This window comes from Glutamicibacter sp. MOO4, from assembly GCF_056934395.1.
In genome coordinates this window covers 367,748-380,735 of the sequence record NZ_CM167800.1, presented here as the reverse complement: position 1 = coordinate 380,735, position 12,988 = coordinate 367,748, and the positions used below count along the sequence as shown (strand labels likewise).

The following is a 12,988-nucleotide window of genomic DNA, read 5'->3' as shown; positions in this document are numbered from 1 at the left end:
TTCAGCCCAACCAGAATTAGGTTCCATGAAAAGTTTCGAAGTAATTGAGGAGTACACCGAGGTCGACTCAACCGACACGTCCAGCTTCGGTTTTATAGAAGACTCTTCGTCCAGCGGATCAGGATTTATTGACACGGCGTTCGACCTAATGCAGGTTCTGATCGGTATTTGTGTGGTTCTCTTCTTGGCGGTCGTGGCCTTCATTATCTATTCCCAGGTGCGCAACTACCGCAAGATCAAGAGCGCTGGAATGGACCCACTAACCCTCGAGGCAGAATTGGCAACTCGGTTGGCACAATCAGATTTGCTCGCCCCGAAGAAGTCTCTGGAAGCTAAGTTGAATGAACTTGCCGATCTTCGCACCCGCGGAGTCATCTCCGGGGAAGAGTACGAGCAGGCTCGCCGCGACGCGCTCAAGGAATAAAGGGCACGGTGTTGCAGATCATCCCTGAGACTGATTGACGGAACGTTACCACAGGGTAACAATATGAATTGTGTCTAAAGACTTTGATTTCGAAACCAGCAACTCCACGGAAAAAACGCTCCATCCTTGGCGCCGCTATGTTGCCCTAGGTGATTCATTCACCGAAGGGATCGGCGATCCAGATCCATCAAATGCAGGACAGCATCTTGGCTGGGCCGACCGTCTGGCCCAGGAGCTAAGCACCTCAGTCTCGGACTTCGCCTACGCAAACTTGGCGATCCGCGGCAGGCTAATCGGCCAGATTGTCGCCGAGCAGTTGGCGCCGGCGATTGACCTGAAGCCGGACTTGATTTCGCTGTGCGCGGGCGGCAATGACGTACTGCGCCCGGGCGGAGACCCGGATAAGATCGCGGACATTCTTGACGGCGCGGTCTCCAAGCTCAGCGCCACCGGTGCGACGGTGCTCCTTGTTACCGGTCCAGATATTCGCGATACTCCGGTGCTCGGAAGCATCCGCGGCAAGGTCGCGATCTACAACGAGAATGTGCGCGCCGTCGCCGCTCGCTACGACGCGATCGTGGGCGATATGTGGGCCCTGCGTGAACTGCACCAACCGCAGATGTGGGCACCGGACCGCCTGCACTTCTCCCCTCTGGGGCATCAGCGAATCGCCGCCATGGCGCTGGATTCACTCAACGTACCGCACACCTTGGATACCAAGGTGGAGCCGGTGCAGGATCTACGCACATGGCGCGAGGCACGCTTTGAGGATCTGCACTGGGCGCGCGAACATTTGGCTCCATGGGTGCTGCGTCGTTTACGTCACCAGTCGTCGGGTGATGGCATCAGCGCAAAGCGTCCGTCGGCCACACCATTTACCGTGGCTAAGCCCAATGATTCTCTCGGCGCCGGCGACTGCGCACAATAGGGATTAGATAACAGCAAAATAGTAGGGACAGCATCCACCGAAAACTGGTGGCGGCTGTCCCTACTGTTGTATGGGCTCTTGTATGGGCCGACTTCTTTAGCGGTTAAAAACCGTTGTGCGCAGAACACCATCGAGCTGATGCGCGTCGGTCAAAAAACCATCGTGCCCAATCGGGGAATCAATAAAGTGCACCGGCACCGGCGTTGGCAGTGCCGCGGCTAACTTGTGCGATTGCTCCGGGAAGTACAGACGGTCCGAGCTCACAGCGACCACCAGCACGTTCACATTTTCCAGCCTCGCCAAGGCGGAACCCAGCGAGTCGTGACCGCGCGCCACGTCGTGGCTCATCAGCGCTTCGGTCAATAGCAGGTAGCTATTGGCATCAAAGCGGTTGGCCAGCTTCGTGGCCTGGTGATCCAGGTAGCTTTCCACTTGGTAACGACCGCGCGGCCCAGAGAGTTTGCCCGTGGGCGCCTCGCCAGGCTGTGCGGTGCGACCAAAGCGCGCCTCAAGTTCAGCTTCCGAACGGTACGTGATGTGCGCCAGACGCCGAGCCAGGCCTAGCCCGGCATGTGGGCGCGCATCGTTGGCGTAATAGTCTCCGCCAGCAAAGTTCGCATCCAGCCTGATGGACTGGGTCTGCACCTGAGCGAAGGCGATCTGTTCCGCGGTGGCTTGGGCACTAGATGCCATCACCACCAGGTTTTTGACCTGCTCGGGGAATTCAACGGCATACTCCAAGGCTCGCGCCCCACCCATGGAACCACCAATCACCGCATGCCAGGAGCTAATTCCTAGCTGGGCGGCCAGACGCGCTTCAAGGCGCACCGAATCCTTGATGGTGACAAAGGGAAAGCGCGAACCATAGGGCACACCGTGTGCGTCCGGCGAAGCCGGCCCGGTGGATCCATTACAACCGCCGACCATGTTAACGGCGAGAACGAAGTACTTTGTGGTGTCGATCGTGGCCCCGGGGCCGATAAAGCCGTCCCACCATCCGGGTAGGGATGAATGCCCCTGGGCGACATGTGCGTCGCCGGTCAAAGCATGCATCACCAGCACGGCGTTGGAGCCATCGGCGCTCAGCTTGCCCCACGTTTCGTAGGCGAGTTCTACCTGTGGCAGGTAGCCGCCAAACTCAAAGTGGTACTCCCCCACAGCGCTACGGCGCGTCATGCCGTCTTGGCCGTGGGCGAGCGGTGTTTCTTCGTTGGTTGCAATGGATGCCATACCTAGAGCGTTTCCTGCAATTCCTTATTCTCAAGGGCTGCCACAGCGTTAAAGCCCAACTGGAGATCGGCCAAAATGTCCTTGATATTTTCTAGTCCGACGCTCAAGCGCACCAAGCCGGGGCTTACGCCCGCGGCAAGCTGATCGGCCTCGGAGAGCTGAGCGTGGGTGGTGGACGCCGGGTGGATGGCCAGCGAGCGCACATCGCCGATGTTGGCCACATGGGAGTGCAGCTCAAGGGCGTTTACAAAGGCTTGGCCTGCCGGCGCACCGCCAGAAAGCTCAAAGGCGAGCACCGATCCGGCGCCGTGCTGGCTGTACTTCTTGGCGCGCTCAAACCATGGTGAGGAGGCTAGGCCCGCATAGGCGACCTGCTGCACTTCATCACGGGCTTCGAGCCAGTTGGCCACTTCCCGCGCGTTTTCACCGTGGCGCTCAACGCGCAGGGACAGGGTTTCTAGCCCCTGGGCGATCAAGAACGCGTTAAAAGGTGACAGCGCCGAACCCAAATCGCGCAAGAGCTGGACTCGCGCCTTGAGGATGTAGGCCAGGTTGGCGCCGAGGATGCCGTTCACGCCAAGATCGCGAGCAAAAACCAGGCCGTTGTAGGACTCGTCCGGGGTATTAAAGCCCGGGAAGCGCTGCGGGTCCTTGGCAAAGTCGAAGTTGCCCGAGTCCACAATCACCCCGGCGATCGCGTTGCCGTGACCGCCCAGGAATTTGGTGGCCGAGTGGATGACGATGTCAGCCCCAAATTCGATCGGGCGGATCAGGTACGGAGTGGCCAGGGTGTTATCCACCAGCAGCGGCACTCCATTTTCATGGGCGATCTTGGCGATTTCTTCGATGTCCAGCACGTCTTGGCGTGGGTTGGAAATGGTTTCGCCGAAGAACGCCTTGGTGTTTGGGCGCACCGCGTCGCGCCAATCCTGCAGGTTATCCGGGTCGGCCACAAAGCTGACCTCGATGCCCAGGCGCTTAAGCGTGTGCTTGAGCAGGTTCTGGGTTCCGCCGTACAAACTTGGGCTGGCCACCAGGTGATCGCCGGACTCGGCGAGGTTCAGGATGGCCAAGGTGGTCGCGGCCTGTCCGGAGGACAGCAACAGCGCACCCACGCCGCCTTCTAGATCGGCGATGCGAGTTTCTACTGCGTCGGTGGTGGGGTTGCCGATGCGGGTGTAGATCGGTTCCAGTTCCTGCAGCGCAAAACGGGCTGCGGCACTTTCTGCGTTTGGGAAGACGAAGGAAGTGGTCTGGAAGATCGGTAACGCCCGGGCACCGGTGGTTGGATCTGGGGTCTGCCCGGAGTGGATCTGACGGGTTTCAAATGACCAGTTATTGCTCATGGTTTCCTCCAAAAATAGTTCTGTGACTTTTGGGGTAGACCACTGAGAAGACACCGACAGGAAGATCCTTGTCAGGGTAGCTTCGTCAAGGCACTTCCAGGGTTACCCGCGCTTGTCCTTAGCAGCTTTTTGCTCTTAAGGGCCAGGTCTTCACCCGGGGCACCCCACCGCGGTTGGAGGGTTGCCGCCCAGTAAGCCGGGGCTTGTTACTGGGACTCATGACCTACTTCCAGTGTGCCCGAAAACCGAAGATTTTTGCAATGTGAGAGCGCAAAATGGGTAGCAATCGGTCATATTTCGCGCCAGGCGCGATTTGGGTGCAGAGAATTCGATCACCGATAAAAAATTAGGCTTGCCTAAGTAGAGACTGTCATCACATGTTGTCATGATGGGCACATGATGAGGTTAGATCACGTAAGTTATGCCTGCGGCCCAGATGGGCTGTTGCCAACCGCGCAGAGAATCTCCGAGGCCTTGGGTTTGGAGTTCGTTAAGGGAGGCGTGCATCCGCGCTTCGGAACACGTAATGTCATCTTCCCGTTGAAGCATGGTCAGTATCTGGAAGTGGTTGAAGTGCTCAACCACCCCGCCAGCGACAAGGCCCCTTTTGGCCAAGCGGTACGAGCGCGTTCAGAGCTCGGCGGCGGCTGGATGGGCTGGTGCGTTTCGGTGGACGATCTGTCCAGCGCCGAAGACCGGTTGGGTCGCAAGTCGGTTCCAGGCAACCGCAAGTTCCCCGATGGTCGCGAGCTGACCTGGCAGCAGATCGGCATTAAGGGTTTGATCGCCGACCCGCAGTGCCCGTACCTGATTTCCTGGGACGAAGAAGCCAAGGATCTGCACCCTTCCAAGGCACTTGAACCGAGCGGCGCGATCAGCGAGATCACCATTGCCGGCTCGCGTGATCGTGTGCTGGAATGGTTGGGGCAACCTGAAAACGTGCATCTTGGCCCGGTGGTTATGGACTACGAGGCACCCAACGGTACCCCGGGAATCATGACGGTGACCTTCGAGACCGAAAACGGTCCGGTTGTGCTGTAGCAACGTTTTTCAAAGGTAGGCGGGGACAATGGCGTCCCCACCTACCTCTTTTTATGTGCTGTTTTTTCGGCTAGCTACCGATCCCGATCGCCGGACCGATCAGGGCATAACCAACAAAGCCGATGGCATCAAGTAAGAAGTGCGCGATCACCAGTGGCATCACTCGACCGTACTTTTGATAAACCCAGCCGAACACCACACCCATGAGCATATTGCCGATCATCGGCCCCACTCCTTGGTACAGGTGGTAACTGCCGCGGATCGCTGCCGAGCCGATGATCGTGGTCCACAATCCTAGGTTCAGCTTCTTTGCGTAGGTGAACAGGAAGCCGAGCATGAGCACTTCTTCCAGAACCGCATGGCGCACCGCCGAGAGTAACAACACCGGTACGCTCCACCAGTAGTCCCCTAGGTTGGCCGCCGAGATCGCGGTGGTGATCCCCAGTGCTCGGCCGGCTGCATAAACGCCTAGGGTGCCAAGCCCCATGGCTAGGAACAGGCCGGCTCCAAAGAGCGCATCCTTGCCCTGGGTGCGTAGGTCAAAACCGATCTCCCGAACCCCTCGCCCGGTGCTGCGCTTCATCAGGTAGAGGGCCAGCAGCACCGGTACCAAGGCAAAGAGGATATCGAGTAGCTGGTAGGAGAAGTCAAAAAATTCTCGGCTGCTCAGTTGGTTGTTCAGCGACGTGGTCTGTTCGCGCAACGGTCCGCGGGTGAGTTTGTCGGCAAAGCTAAGAATCGAATACACCGCGCTTTGGCCCAAAGACAAAGCTAGGACCACAACGATCTCAAATTTCAGGATCTTTCGTGTTGGGCTTGGCCCAAATTCTTCGACACTCACGCAATAGATCATAGGCTGATTAGGCTGTGTTTAGGCTGAGGTAGCCTAAAGGTAGTGAAGTAAAGGAGCATGAGTGAGTCGTCCTGCCACCAGCGAAGAACTACGTATCGCCCGCCAATTACGCCCCGATCTTTCATGGGAAGATGCCGGAGTTAATGAGGGCGGCCAGTTCCACAAGGTAGTCATCGCCAATCCGCATTCGGTGATTCGCATGGCCCGCACTCCCCAAGCTAGCGCGCAGATGCAGCGTTCGGTGAAGCTGCTGGAGCAGCTTTCCGGTCAGCTGGATTATCAGATCCCGGTGGCGACCTCGCAGATTCTGCAGGTTGACGGGCTCAGTTCGGTGGCCATGAGTTTCGTCCCTGGCAGTGCCCACGAACCGCACTATGGGGATCCGAAAGTTTTGGGAAAGCTGGTTAATGATCTGGCTGCTGTTGAATTGGAACCTCTGAGCAAGTATCTGGCCAAGCCCTTTGCTTTCCGCGGTGAGTGGACCGAAAAACGCCAGCAGCAGTGTTTCGACGCCTTGCCCGATCAACTGCGTGGGGCTGCCAGAAGGCTTTGGGCACAGCTAGATGAGCTGGCCCAGGTCCCGCCGGGGTTGGTCCACGGCGATCTACTGGACACAATATGCACTGGGTGGGTGAAGAGCTGATCGGCATCCTGGACTGGGATCTTGCCGCGGCGTGGGATCCTGCGCTGAATACCGCGTAACTGAGCCTGTGGCACGGTCTTCAGATGGTGGATCTGATCGCACCGAATCGGGACGAAGCCTATCGAGCAAAAATCTGGCTTGGCCTGATGAGTTTGGAGCGGCTCTCCGATACCCTTTTGCGCGCCGATGATCGGAACATCGACAAGCTGATAGACAAGATTGGGCCGCGAATCCTAGAGGCCGCGCAGGCGATGAAGAACTGATGGTTAAACCTCTGGACCCCTGTCCCAACGAAGCGACCCAACGACTCGCGCATTGCCGTGGAGCGCACAAACTGAAGCTCATCGGTGAAGGTGTCGAGTTTCTGTTTTTCAGCGCGGCCATCGGGACGCATTATGAAGGCTACCGTGTACCGCGAGCACGTGTTTATGACACCACAAACAATCCAGCTACTCCAGCTTTGGGCCTGCAACACAAGGAACTAGAACTCAGCGCCTGGGCGCTAGATCACGCGGTGCCCTCTGCCCGGCCAACGGATGTAGTTGATCAAGATGGGTATCCGATCCTGATCACGCAAATCATTGAAGACGACGAAGTGTCATTGGACCAACAAGCGTTGGGCGCGTTGCTGGCACATATGCATAAACAGAAACCGACCAATGATGCAGTTGAAAAGTACTCGGGTACTTATCGCTACCTCGCCCAGCGAATAAGCGATCGTTACGCCAGGCTCAGCGCAGAGCATCCGTTGCCTTCCTTGCCCGAAGAAACAATTCTGGCTTCGTTGCTCGAACGATCTTTGCACCGGGTTAGCTTGCTGCATCTAGATATACGTCGGCAGAACATTCGGGCGATGAACGGCAAACCACGGGCACTCATTGACTGGAGCAACGCACTTGTTGCCGCTCCGGAGCTCGAACTGGCTCGGATTCAGGAGTATTCTGCGATTCCAGAAAATGGTTTGAACTTCTCTGAAATCAGCGACGGGTACAGGTTTAATTCTGGCGCTTTCGACGAATCCACACCTGCTTGGAGCATTGCGCGGCTGGACGCAGCGCTCATGCTTGCCGGCGTTTTTACCTCGGTGAGCCCCAGAGAGGATCTGGCCGAGCTGTTCCTCAGAAGGGCAAGAGCGATACTACTCGATCTCTAGATTCTTATCACGGGGCAACAAAAAACCCACCTGAGCAAGAAGCTCAGGTGGGTTTTTAGCGCAACACTAGTGATGCGAAAAGTGGTTAGCTCAGGGCTGCGATAGCTGCATCGTAGTCTGGCTCGGTGGTGATTTCAGGAACAACCTGGGTGTAGGTCACCTTGCCGGTTTCGTCCAAGACGATGACCGAGCGGGCCAACAGGCCAGCCAGTGGACCGTCGATCTGGGTTACGCCGTAATCCGAACCGAAGTCCGAACGGAAGACCGAAGCAGCCGAAACATTCTCGATGTTCTCTGCACCGCAGAAGCGGCCCAGTGCGAATGGCAGGTCAGCAGAAACGCACACAACGGTGGTGTTCTCCAGGCCAGCAGCCAGCTCGTTGAATTGACGAACGCTGGCAGCGCAAACGCCGGTATCAACCGATGGGAAGATGTTCAGGACAACGCGACGGCCAACCAGCGAATCGCTGGTGAGGTCCGCAAGGTCGGTGTCGGTGAGGGTGAATGATGGAGCCTGCGCGCCTACGGCTGGCAGTTCACCAATGGTCTGTACGGGAGTTCCCTTAAAAGCAGTATTAGCCATGGTTCTTGTTTATCACGAATGCCTATTTGACTGCCAGATTTTCGACAAACCGGCCAGAACAAGTCGTGGGGTTTAGATTCATGCCATACTTGCGACCATGAGCTTGAGTAAGGACTACGATTCCTACGCGGCAAAGATGCGCGACCTGACTCTTACTGGCACCGATCTCGAAACGGCAGCACGGTTTGTGGACATGCTGTGTCCGCGCGGCTCAAGAATTCTTGATATTGGGTGCGGCATCGGAAATTCGGTTAATGCACTGCGACAGCGCGGACATCAAGCCTTTGGGATTGATCCGACTCCAGAAGTTCTGAAGGTGGCTGAGGAGTTGTTTGATGAGCGTTGGTTTAGCCAACTTGGTGCTGGACAGTTAGACGCGGACGTCATGCAAGCGAACGGACTGCCGATTAGTTTTGATGCCATCGTGCTTGCGGGAAACGTCCCAGCATTCTTGCCCGAAGAAGAGTTTGCGGGGTTGTTCATCTCAGCTCAACATCTGCTGAGCGATTCAGGTGTGCTGGTCATTGGAACAACGGCAGAAGCTAAAGGTGGCACGGAGCAACAAGACGAGCTGTTTGATGGATCACAGCTGCAGCTAGTTGGCCGATTCTCAGATTGGCACCTTTCTGCTTTTGATTCCTTGGCTGACTGGTCCGTCAGTGTGTACGCCAAAAGCCAGAAAAGAAATGGTTTCACTGCCCCTGACGGGATCTTCGTCTTGACTGCCTGAGTCATCGTGCGGGTCGAGAGGTTTCGATATGATTGCTGCCATGCGTTGGATGGACAAGTGCTTCAATGAGAGCGATTGCAAGCGAGATCCCGAGCTAGACGTTTTTCGAGACTCAGTCTGGGAGCTCACACACGATGGACAGCTCCGCGGGTGGCTGACTACTTCGGTAAGCATCATGCGCTCATTCCCCTTCTTGTGGGAACAACAAGAATGCATGTGGTGGCAGACTCATTGGACTGATGGTCAACACGATCTTGTTGAGGAAGATTACGGACCGGGCTGGTACACGGTGAATGAGCTTCGCGATGGTTACCTCTTGGCCGACGATCCGGCAACGCGAATCGAAACTAGATTTGAAGCACGACTCCTAGCGGGTACAGAACACCACTTGCTGTGGGAGAAACTGGATCATGGCTCCATTGGTTAGTGCCTTCCACGCCAGATCATTTTGATTCAACGCGTTCGTGCCCCAACTTCTACTCAGAAGCACAAACACCTTGGCAGGTTCGTCAGCGCACCATCTGGCCTGCTTGATAAACACTGTGCGTCAAATTCATTCCCGGACGATAAGCCAAGTGTGCAGCGCCCGGAGCATCAAGTACGTGAAGGTCTGCACGTTTGCCAACCTCGATGGAACCCACTTGATCGGCAATGCCCAGTGCCAGCGCTCCCCCATAGGTGGCCGCCTCGATGGCTTCGGCCAAAGACAGGTTCATCTGCAACACCGCCGTAGCCACGCAGAAGTTCATGTTGCTGGTGTAGCTGGTCCCGGGATTGCAGTTACTCGCCAGGGCAATGCTCACCCCAGCGTCCAATAGTTCGCGTCCTGGGGCCAGCGGCTGTCTGGTCGATAAGTCGCAGGCAGGCAGACAGGTGGCTACAGTTCCTGGCTTCCCGGAGCGAGTCTGGCGATCCCACTTGCTCCAGCTTCCGGCGAGCGCGTGGATATCCGAGTCGTCTAGGTAATTTACGTGGTCTACCGAATGGCTACCGAATTCAACAGCCAGCTTCACCCCGGGGCCTGCACCCAGCTGGTTTCCGTGAACTTTCGTCGACAGATTTTTGTCTTGGGCTGCTTGCAGAACGCGACGGGTTTGCTCCTCGTTGAAGGCTCCGCGTTCGCAGAATACATCAACAAAGTCGACCTGCTCTGCCACTGCATCAAGCATGGGACCGGCAACCAGGTCGGTATATTCATCAGCGTCGGAGCCGGCGGGAACCAGATGCGCACCAAGGAAAGTGAGGGTATCGACGATTGGTTCACCCAAGCGTGCATGGCGGATCTCCTCAGTCAGCTCCAAACCGTAGCCGGTTTTGGTTTCCATCCATGTTGTTCCCATGGATAGGGCTTCGGCACGGCGGGAGGTGACTAGCTCGGTGAGCTCGTCATCGGTCAGGTTTCTGGTGGCTGAGGTGGTGACCGCAATTCCGCCGGCTGCGTAGGACTGGCCGGCCATGCGGGCAACAAACTCTTCGGCTCGGTCTCCCCCAAAGATCAGGTGGCTGTGTGAGTCGACCCAGCCTGGCAGCACGGTTTTTCCCGTTAGGTCGTGAACTGTATCGGCAGCTGGCGCTTCATCAGCGGCGCCGATCCACTGGATCCGGTCCTCACAGATGAGTACCGCCGCGTCCTGCAACACGCTGCCGGTGGCATCAACGGTGACAAGTTGAGCGATATTCGTCAGCAATGTTGTACCCATGGGATAGCCTTTCCAGTTATCTACCGTAGCTCGCCGCGTGCAAGCGATTAACAATTTCCCTACTCTTCTTGAGCCTACGCGGTAGGGATCTGAAGTTTTTGTTCTCGCCCAGTTTCGAATCCGGGATTTCAGACGTGCGTCTCGAAGGGGTAGATACAACAAAAACCTCGGTCCCTACCGAGCATCCGCAAGTGATGTTCTATAGGGACCGAGGCCGTTGATGAGTTGGTGATTCCAGCTTTGCTTTAGCCCTTGGTTGCTCCGGCGAGCAGACCTCGAACGAAGAAGCGTTGCAGTGCAAAGAACACTGCCAATGGAACGATCATCGAAATGAACGCGCCCGCGGTGAGCAGCTCCCACGATTGTCCGTAGGTACCCGAGAGATCCTGCAATGCTTTGGTAATCGGTAGTTCTCCACCGGAGGTGAAGACGGTTGCCACCAAGAGGTCATTCCATACCCAGAGGAATTGGAAAATTCCGAAAGATGCAATCGCGGGCATGGACAAGGGAAGAACAATTCTCGAGAAGATCTTTCCATGACCAGCACCATCAACTCGGGCGGCCTCGATGACTTCGTTAGGGATTTCCGAAATGAAGTTGTGCAGCATGAATATTGCTAGCGGCAAGGCAATGATGGTGTGGGCAATCCAGACCTTGGCATAGGCACCGTCAAGTCCGTTGATGCCCAACCCCGGCAGGATAAACAGCCCACCGATTTTCACTCCGTCCGAAAATAGCTGAAGCAACGGAACCAGCACCATTTGGATCGGAACAATCTGTAGGGCAAACACCAAAACGAACAGCGTATTGCGACCTTTAAAATTGATCCAAGCAAACGCGTAGGCCGCGAGGCTGGCAATGATGATCGGTATGATCGCCGCCGGAATGGTGATGACCAGCGAGTTCAAGAATGCCTTGGACAACGGCAAGCTATCACCCGAGGCGAAGGCCTGAGCGTAATTGTCCAACGTGAATGACGGGTTAGACAGGGCCGTCCACCAGCCCGAGGTCTTGATGTCATCTGCTTGCCTGAACGAGGAAACAAATAGGCCAAAGGTAGGGATGGTCCATACCGCAGCAATGATAAATGCGGCAAAGGTAGCCCCGCGCGAAGTGGTGGCCTTACGCAGCTTCCCGCTGGTTTTTTCGGTGGCCTTGAGCAGGCGCCGAGATGATTCGCTGACGGCGCTCATCAGATGCCCCTTTGTTTATTGTGCTGTCGAACGTTGTAGATGATGATCGGCAAAACCAAGATAAACAAGATGACTGCCAACGCCGAGCTGTAGCCGGTGCGGGCACCGAGCTGGAACTGGCGCACCATCTCGAAGGCGAGCACCGTGGTATCTGAACGGCCACCGGTCATCGATGAGACGATGTCGTAAACCTTGAGCGAAGCAATCGAAATGGTGGTCAAGACAACGATCACCGAAGAACGAATCCCGGGAAGAGTGACATTAGCGAAGCGCTGCCATGGGCTTGCCCCATCAAGGTCAGCTGCTTCAAGTTGCTCAGTAGGTACACCCTTGATCGCTGCGGAGAGGATCACCATGGCGAATCCGGCTTGTGTCCAGATCAAGATGATGACCAGGAACAGTGTGTTCCATGGTTCAAGCCCGAGCCAGTCAACAGGTTTAGCACCAAATGCGGTGATGATGGCATTCAGAACACCGATCTGGTCGCCTTGACGGGTGTCGTAGAAGAACTTAAAAATGATCGATGCGCCGACAAATGAAATTGCCATTGGCATGAACACCAGAAGTTTGAAGAACTTCTCGCCGCGGCTCTTATCGATGAACACTGCATAGGCCAGGCCGATAATCGTTGACACCACGGGAGCTACCAGTACCCAAACCAAGGTATTGAGCAACGCGGTCACACCATCAGGGCTAGTGAAGACCCAGACAAAGTTCGAAAGTCCGACAAAGCCGGATCCGTCATTGGCCATAAATGCGCTGAACGCGGTTCTGATGGTTGGGTAGATCAACCCGATGGCGAGCAACAACGCTGCCGGGGCCAAAAAGCCTGTGAGTTGAAGTAGGGAGCCTGCGCCGTGACGTGAGCGTCGGTCCATGAAAAAGAGTATCGCGCCGAGCACGGCAGCAATCGCGGCAACCCACATCACTGAGTTGTACAGCCCTAGGATCAGCAAGATGATGACCGGAACTAGTACGGCGGCGGCAAGCCGAACGATGGTGAAGGCGCGGCCTCGTTTAGTGGCTAGCTCTACAAAAGCCAGAATCACAAAGACCAGCACGCCGAAAGCGAGAAGAACTATAGGGATTTGGCCCAGCGGTGGCACACCAGCAAGCCACTGGAAAAATTCAGACATAACAGACAACTCCCACAACGCCGTCAAT

The 12,988-nt window shown here is 56.3% G+C and carries 15 protein-coding genes and 1 riboswitch; of the genes, 8 read left to right on the top strand and 7 right to left on the bottom strand.

Annotated elements, in window-relative coordinates; genetic code table 11:
* Positions 1 to 25 precede the first annotated feature (25 nt).
* Both AC1Z3F_RS01740 and AC1Z3F_RS01735 read left to right on the top strand, forming a co-directional pair.
* Entirely contained in the window at positions 26 to 424 is a 399-nt protein-coding gene (locus AC1Z3F_RS01740; protein WP_483566452.1) for an SHOCT domain-containing protein, read from the top strand.
* A gap of 70 nt (positions 425 to 494) precedes the next feature.
* A complete protein-coding gene (locus AC1Z3F_RS01735) occupies positions 495 to 1,352 on the top strand; it encodes an SGNH/GDSL hydrolase family protein (RefSeq protein WP_483566451.1) in 858 nt (285 codons plus the stop codon).
* A gap of 96 nt (positions 1,353 to 1,448) precedes the next feature.
* On the opposite strand, the gene metX is transcribed toward AC1Z3F_RS01735, so the two are convergent.
* Both metX and AC1Z3F_RS01725 read right to left on the bottom strand, forming a co-directional pair.
* Positions 1,449 to 2,582, bottom strand: a complete 1,134-nt coding sequence (gene metX, locus AC1Z3F_RS01730; protein ID WP_483566450.1) for a homoserine O-acetyltransferase MetX — start codon at positions 2,580 to 2,582, stop codon at positions 1,449 to 1,451.
* 2 nt (positions 2,583 to 2,584) lie between these two features.
* Entirely contained in the window at positions 2,585 to 3,928 is a 1,344-nt protein-coding gene (locus AC1Z3F_RS01725) for a bifunctional o-acetylhomoserine/o-acetylserine sulfhydrylase (RefSeq protein ID WP_483566449.1), read from the bottom strand.
* 103 nt (positions 3,929 to 4,031) lie between these two features.
* A riboswitch (SAM riboswitch) is annotated at positions 4,032 to 4,152 on the bottom strand.
* Positions 4,153 to 4,324: 172 nt separating this feature from the next.
* Here AC1Z3F_RS01725 and AC1Z3F_RS01720 point away from each other — a divergent pair.
* A complete protein-coding gene (locus AC1Z3F_RS01720; protein WP_483566448.1) occupies positions 4,325 to 4,969 on the top strand; it encodes a VOC family protein in 645 nt (214 codons plus the stop codon).
* A gap of 70 nt (positions 4,970 to 5,039) precedes the next feature.
* Here AC1Z3F_RS01720 and AC1Z3F_RS01715 read toward each other — a convergent pair whose 3' ends face one another.
* The gene (locus AC1Z3F_RS01715; RefSeq protein WP_483566447.1) at positions 5,040 to 5,810 is read right to left on the bottom strand and encodes a CPBP family intramembrane glutamic endopeptidase; all 771 of its coding nucleotides are present in this window, start codon (positions 5,808 to 5,810) and stop codon (positions 5,040 to 5,042) included.
* 73 nt (positions 5,811 to 5,883) lie between these two features.
* Here AC1Z3F_RS01715 and AC1Z3F_RS01710 point away from each other — a divergent pair, with 73 nt between their 5' ends.
* The 3 genes from AC1Z3F_RS01710 (at position 5,884) to AC1Z3F_RS01700 (ending at position 7,618) form a co-directional block, all read left to right on the top strand.
* Complete coding sequence (locus AC1Z3F_RS01710; protein WP_483566446.1) at positions 5,884 to 6,465, top strand: phosphotransferase; 582 nt, start codon at positions 5,884 to 5,886, stop codon at positions 6,463 to 6,465.
* An 83-nt stretch (positions 6,466 to 6,548) separates the two neighbouring features.
* A complete protein-coding gene (locus AC1Z3F_RS01705; RefSeq protein ID WP_483566445.1) occupies positions 6,549 to 6,728 on the top strand; it encodes a hypothetical protein in 180 nt (59 codons plus the stop codon).
* A complete protein-coding gene (locus AC1Z3F_RS01700; RefSeq protein WP_483566444.1) occupies positions 6,728 to 7,618 on the top strand; it encodes a phosphotransferase in 891 nt (296 codons plus the stop codon). The genes AC1Z3F_RS01705 and AC1Z3F_RS01700 overlap by 1 nt, the downstream gene beginning before the upstream one ends.
* An 85-nt stretch (positions 7,619 to 7,703) precedes the next feature.
* Here the strand turns inward: AC1Z3F_RS01700 and tpx are convergent, their stop codons facing one another.
* A complete protein-coding gene (gene tpx / locus AC1Z3F_RS01695; RefSeq protein WP_483566443.1) occupies positions 7,704 to 8,201 on the bottom strand; it encodes a thiol peroxidase in 498 nt (165 codons plus the stop codon).
* 97 nt (positions 8,202 to 8,298) lie between these two features.
* Here tpx and AC1Z3F_RS01690 point away from each other — a divergent pair, with 97 nt between their 5' ends.
* Both AC1Z3F_RS01690 and AC1Z3F_RS01685 read left to right on the top strand, forming a co-directional pair.
* Complete coding sequence (locus AC1Z3F_RS01690; protein ID WP_483566442.1) at positions 8,299 to 8,931, top strand: class I SAM-dependent methyltransferase; 633 nt, start codon at positions 8,299 to 8,301, stop codon at positions 8,929 to 8,931.
* 175 nt (positions 8,932 to 9,106) lie between these two features.
* The gene (locus tag AC1Z3F_RS01685) at positions 9,107 to 9,358 is read left to right on the top strand and encodes a hypothetical protein (protein WP_483566441.1); all 252 of its coding nucleotides are present in this window, start codon (positions 9,107 to 9,109) and stop codon (positions 9,356 to 9,358) included.
* An 82-nt stretch (positions 9,359 to 9,440) separates the two neighbouring features.
* Here AC1Z3F_RS01685 and hutI read toward each other — a convergent pair whose 3' ends face one another.
* From hutI to AC1Z3F_RS01670, 3 genes are all read right to left on the bottom strand, one after another.
* Positions 9,441 to 10,631 carry an imidazolonepropionase gene (gene hutI, locus AC1Z3F_RS01680; protein ID WP_483566440.1) on the bottom strand — a complete coding sequence of 397 codons (1,191 nt, stop codon included), beginning with the start codon at positions 10,629 to 10,631 and terminating at the stop codon, positions 9,441 to 9,443.
* Between the two features lie 245 nt (positions 10,632 to 10,876).
* On the bottom strand, positions 10,877 to 11,824 hold the full coding sequence (locus AC1Z3F_RS01675) for a carbohydrate ABC transporter permease (protein ID WP_483566439.1): 948 nt from the start codon (positions 11,822 to 11,824) through the stop codon (positions 10,877 to 10,879).
* On the bottom strand, positions 11,824 to 12,960 hold the full coding sequence (locus AC1Z3F_RS01670; protein ID WP_483566438.1) for a carbohydrate ABC transporter permease: 1,137 nt from the start codon (positions 12,958 to 12,960) through the stop codon (positions 11,824 to 11,826). The genes AC1Z3F_RS01675 and AC1Z3F_RS01670 overlap by 1 nt, the downstream gene beginning before the upstream one ends.
* Between the last annotated feature and the right edge of the window lie 28 nt (positions 12,961 to 12,988).

Excerpts from the sequence above, each read along its gene's own strand:
- AC1Z3F_RS01725 (WP_483566449.1), bottom strand. The coding sequence starts at position 3,928 with ATGAGCAATAACTGGTCATTTGAAACCCGTCAGATCCACTCCGGGCAG.
- AC1Z3F_RS01675 (WP_483566439.1), bottom strand. The coding sequence starts at position 11,824 with ATGAGCGCCGTCAGCGAATCATCTCGGCGCCTGCTCAAGGCCACCGAA.
- AC1Z3F_RS01740 (WP_483566452.1), top strand. The coding sequence starts at position 26 with ATGAAAAGTTTCGAAGTAATTGAGGAGTACACCGAGGTCGACTCAACC.
- AC1Z3F_RS01690 (WP_483566442.1), top strand. The coding sequence starts at position 8,299 with ATGAGCTTGAGTAAGGACTACGATTCCTACGCGGCAAAGATGCGCGAC.
- AC1Z3F_RS01700 (WP_483566444.1), top strand. The coding sequence starts at position 6,728 with ATGGTTAAACCTCTGGACCCCTGTCCCAACGAAGCGACCCAACGACTC.
- AC1Z3F_RS01705 (WP_483566445.1), top strand. The coding sequence starts at position 6,549 with ATGGTGGATCTGATCGCACCGAATCGGGACGAAGCCTATCGAGCAAAA.
- hutI (WP_483566440.1), bottom strand. The coding sequence starts at position 10,631 with ATGGGTACAACATTGCTGACGAATATCGCTCAACTTGTCACCGTTGAT.
- AC1Z3F_RS01720 (WP_483566448.1), top strand. The coding sequence starts at position 4,325 with ATGATGAGGTTAGATCACGTAAGTTATGCCTGCGGCCCAGATGGGCTG.
- AC1Z3F_RS01685 (WP_483566441.1), top strand. The coding sequence starts at position 9,107 with ATGCGCTCATTCCCCTTCTTGTGGGAACAACAAGAATGCATGTGGTGG.
- AC1Z3F_RS01670 (WP_483566438.1), bottom strand. The coding sequence starts at position 12,960 with ATGTCTGAATTTTTCCAGTGGCTTGCTGGTGTGCCACCGCTGGGCCAA.
- metX (WP_483566450.1), bottom strand. The coding sequence starts at position 2,582 with ATGGCATCCATTGCAACCAACGAAGAAACACCGCTCGCCCACGGCCAA.
- tpx (WP_483566443.1), bottom strand. The coding sequence starts at position 8,201 with ATGGCTAATACTGCTTTTAAGGGAACTCCCGTACAGACCATTGGTGAA.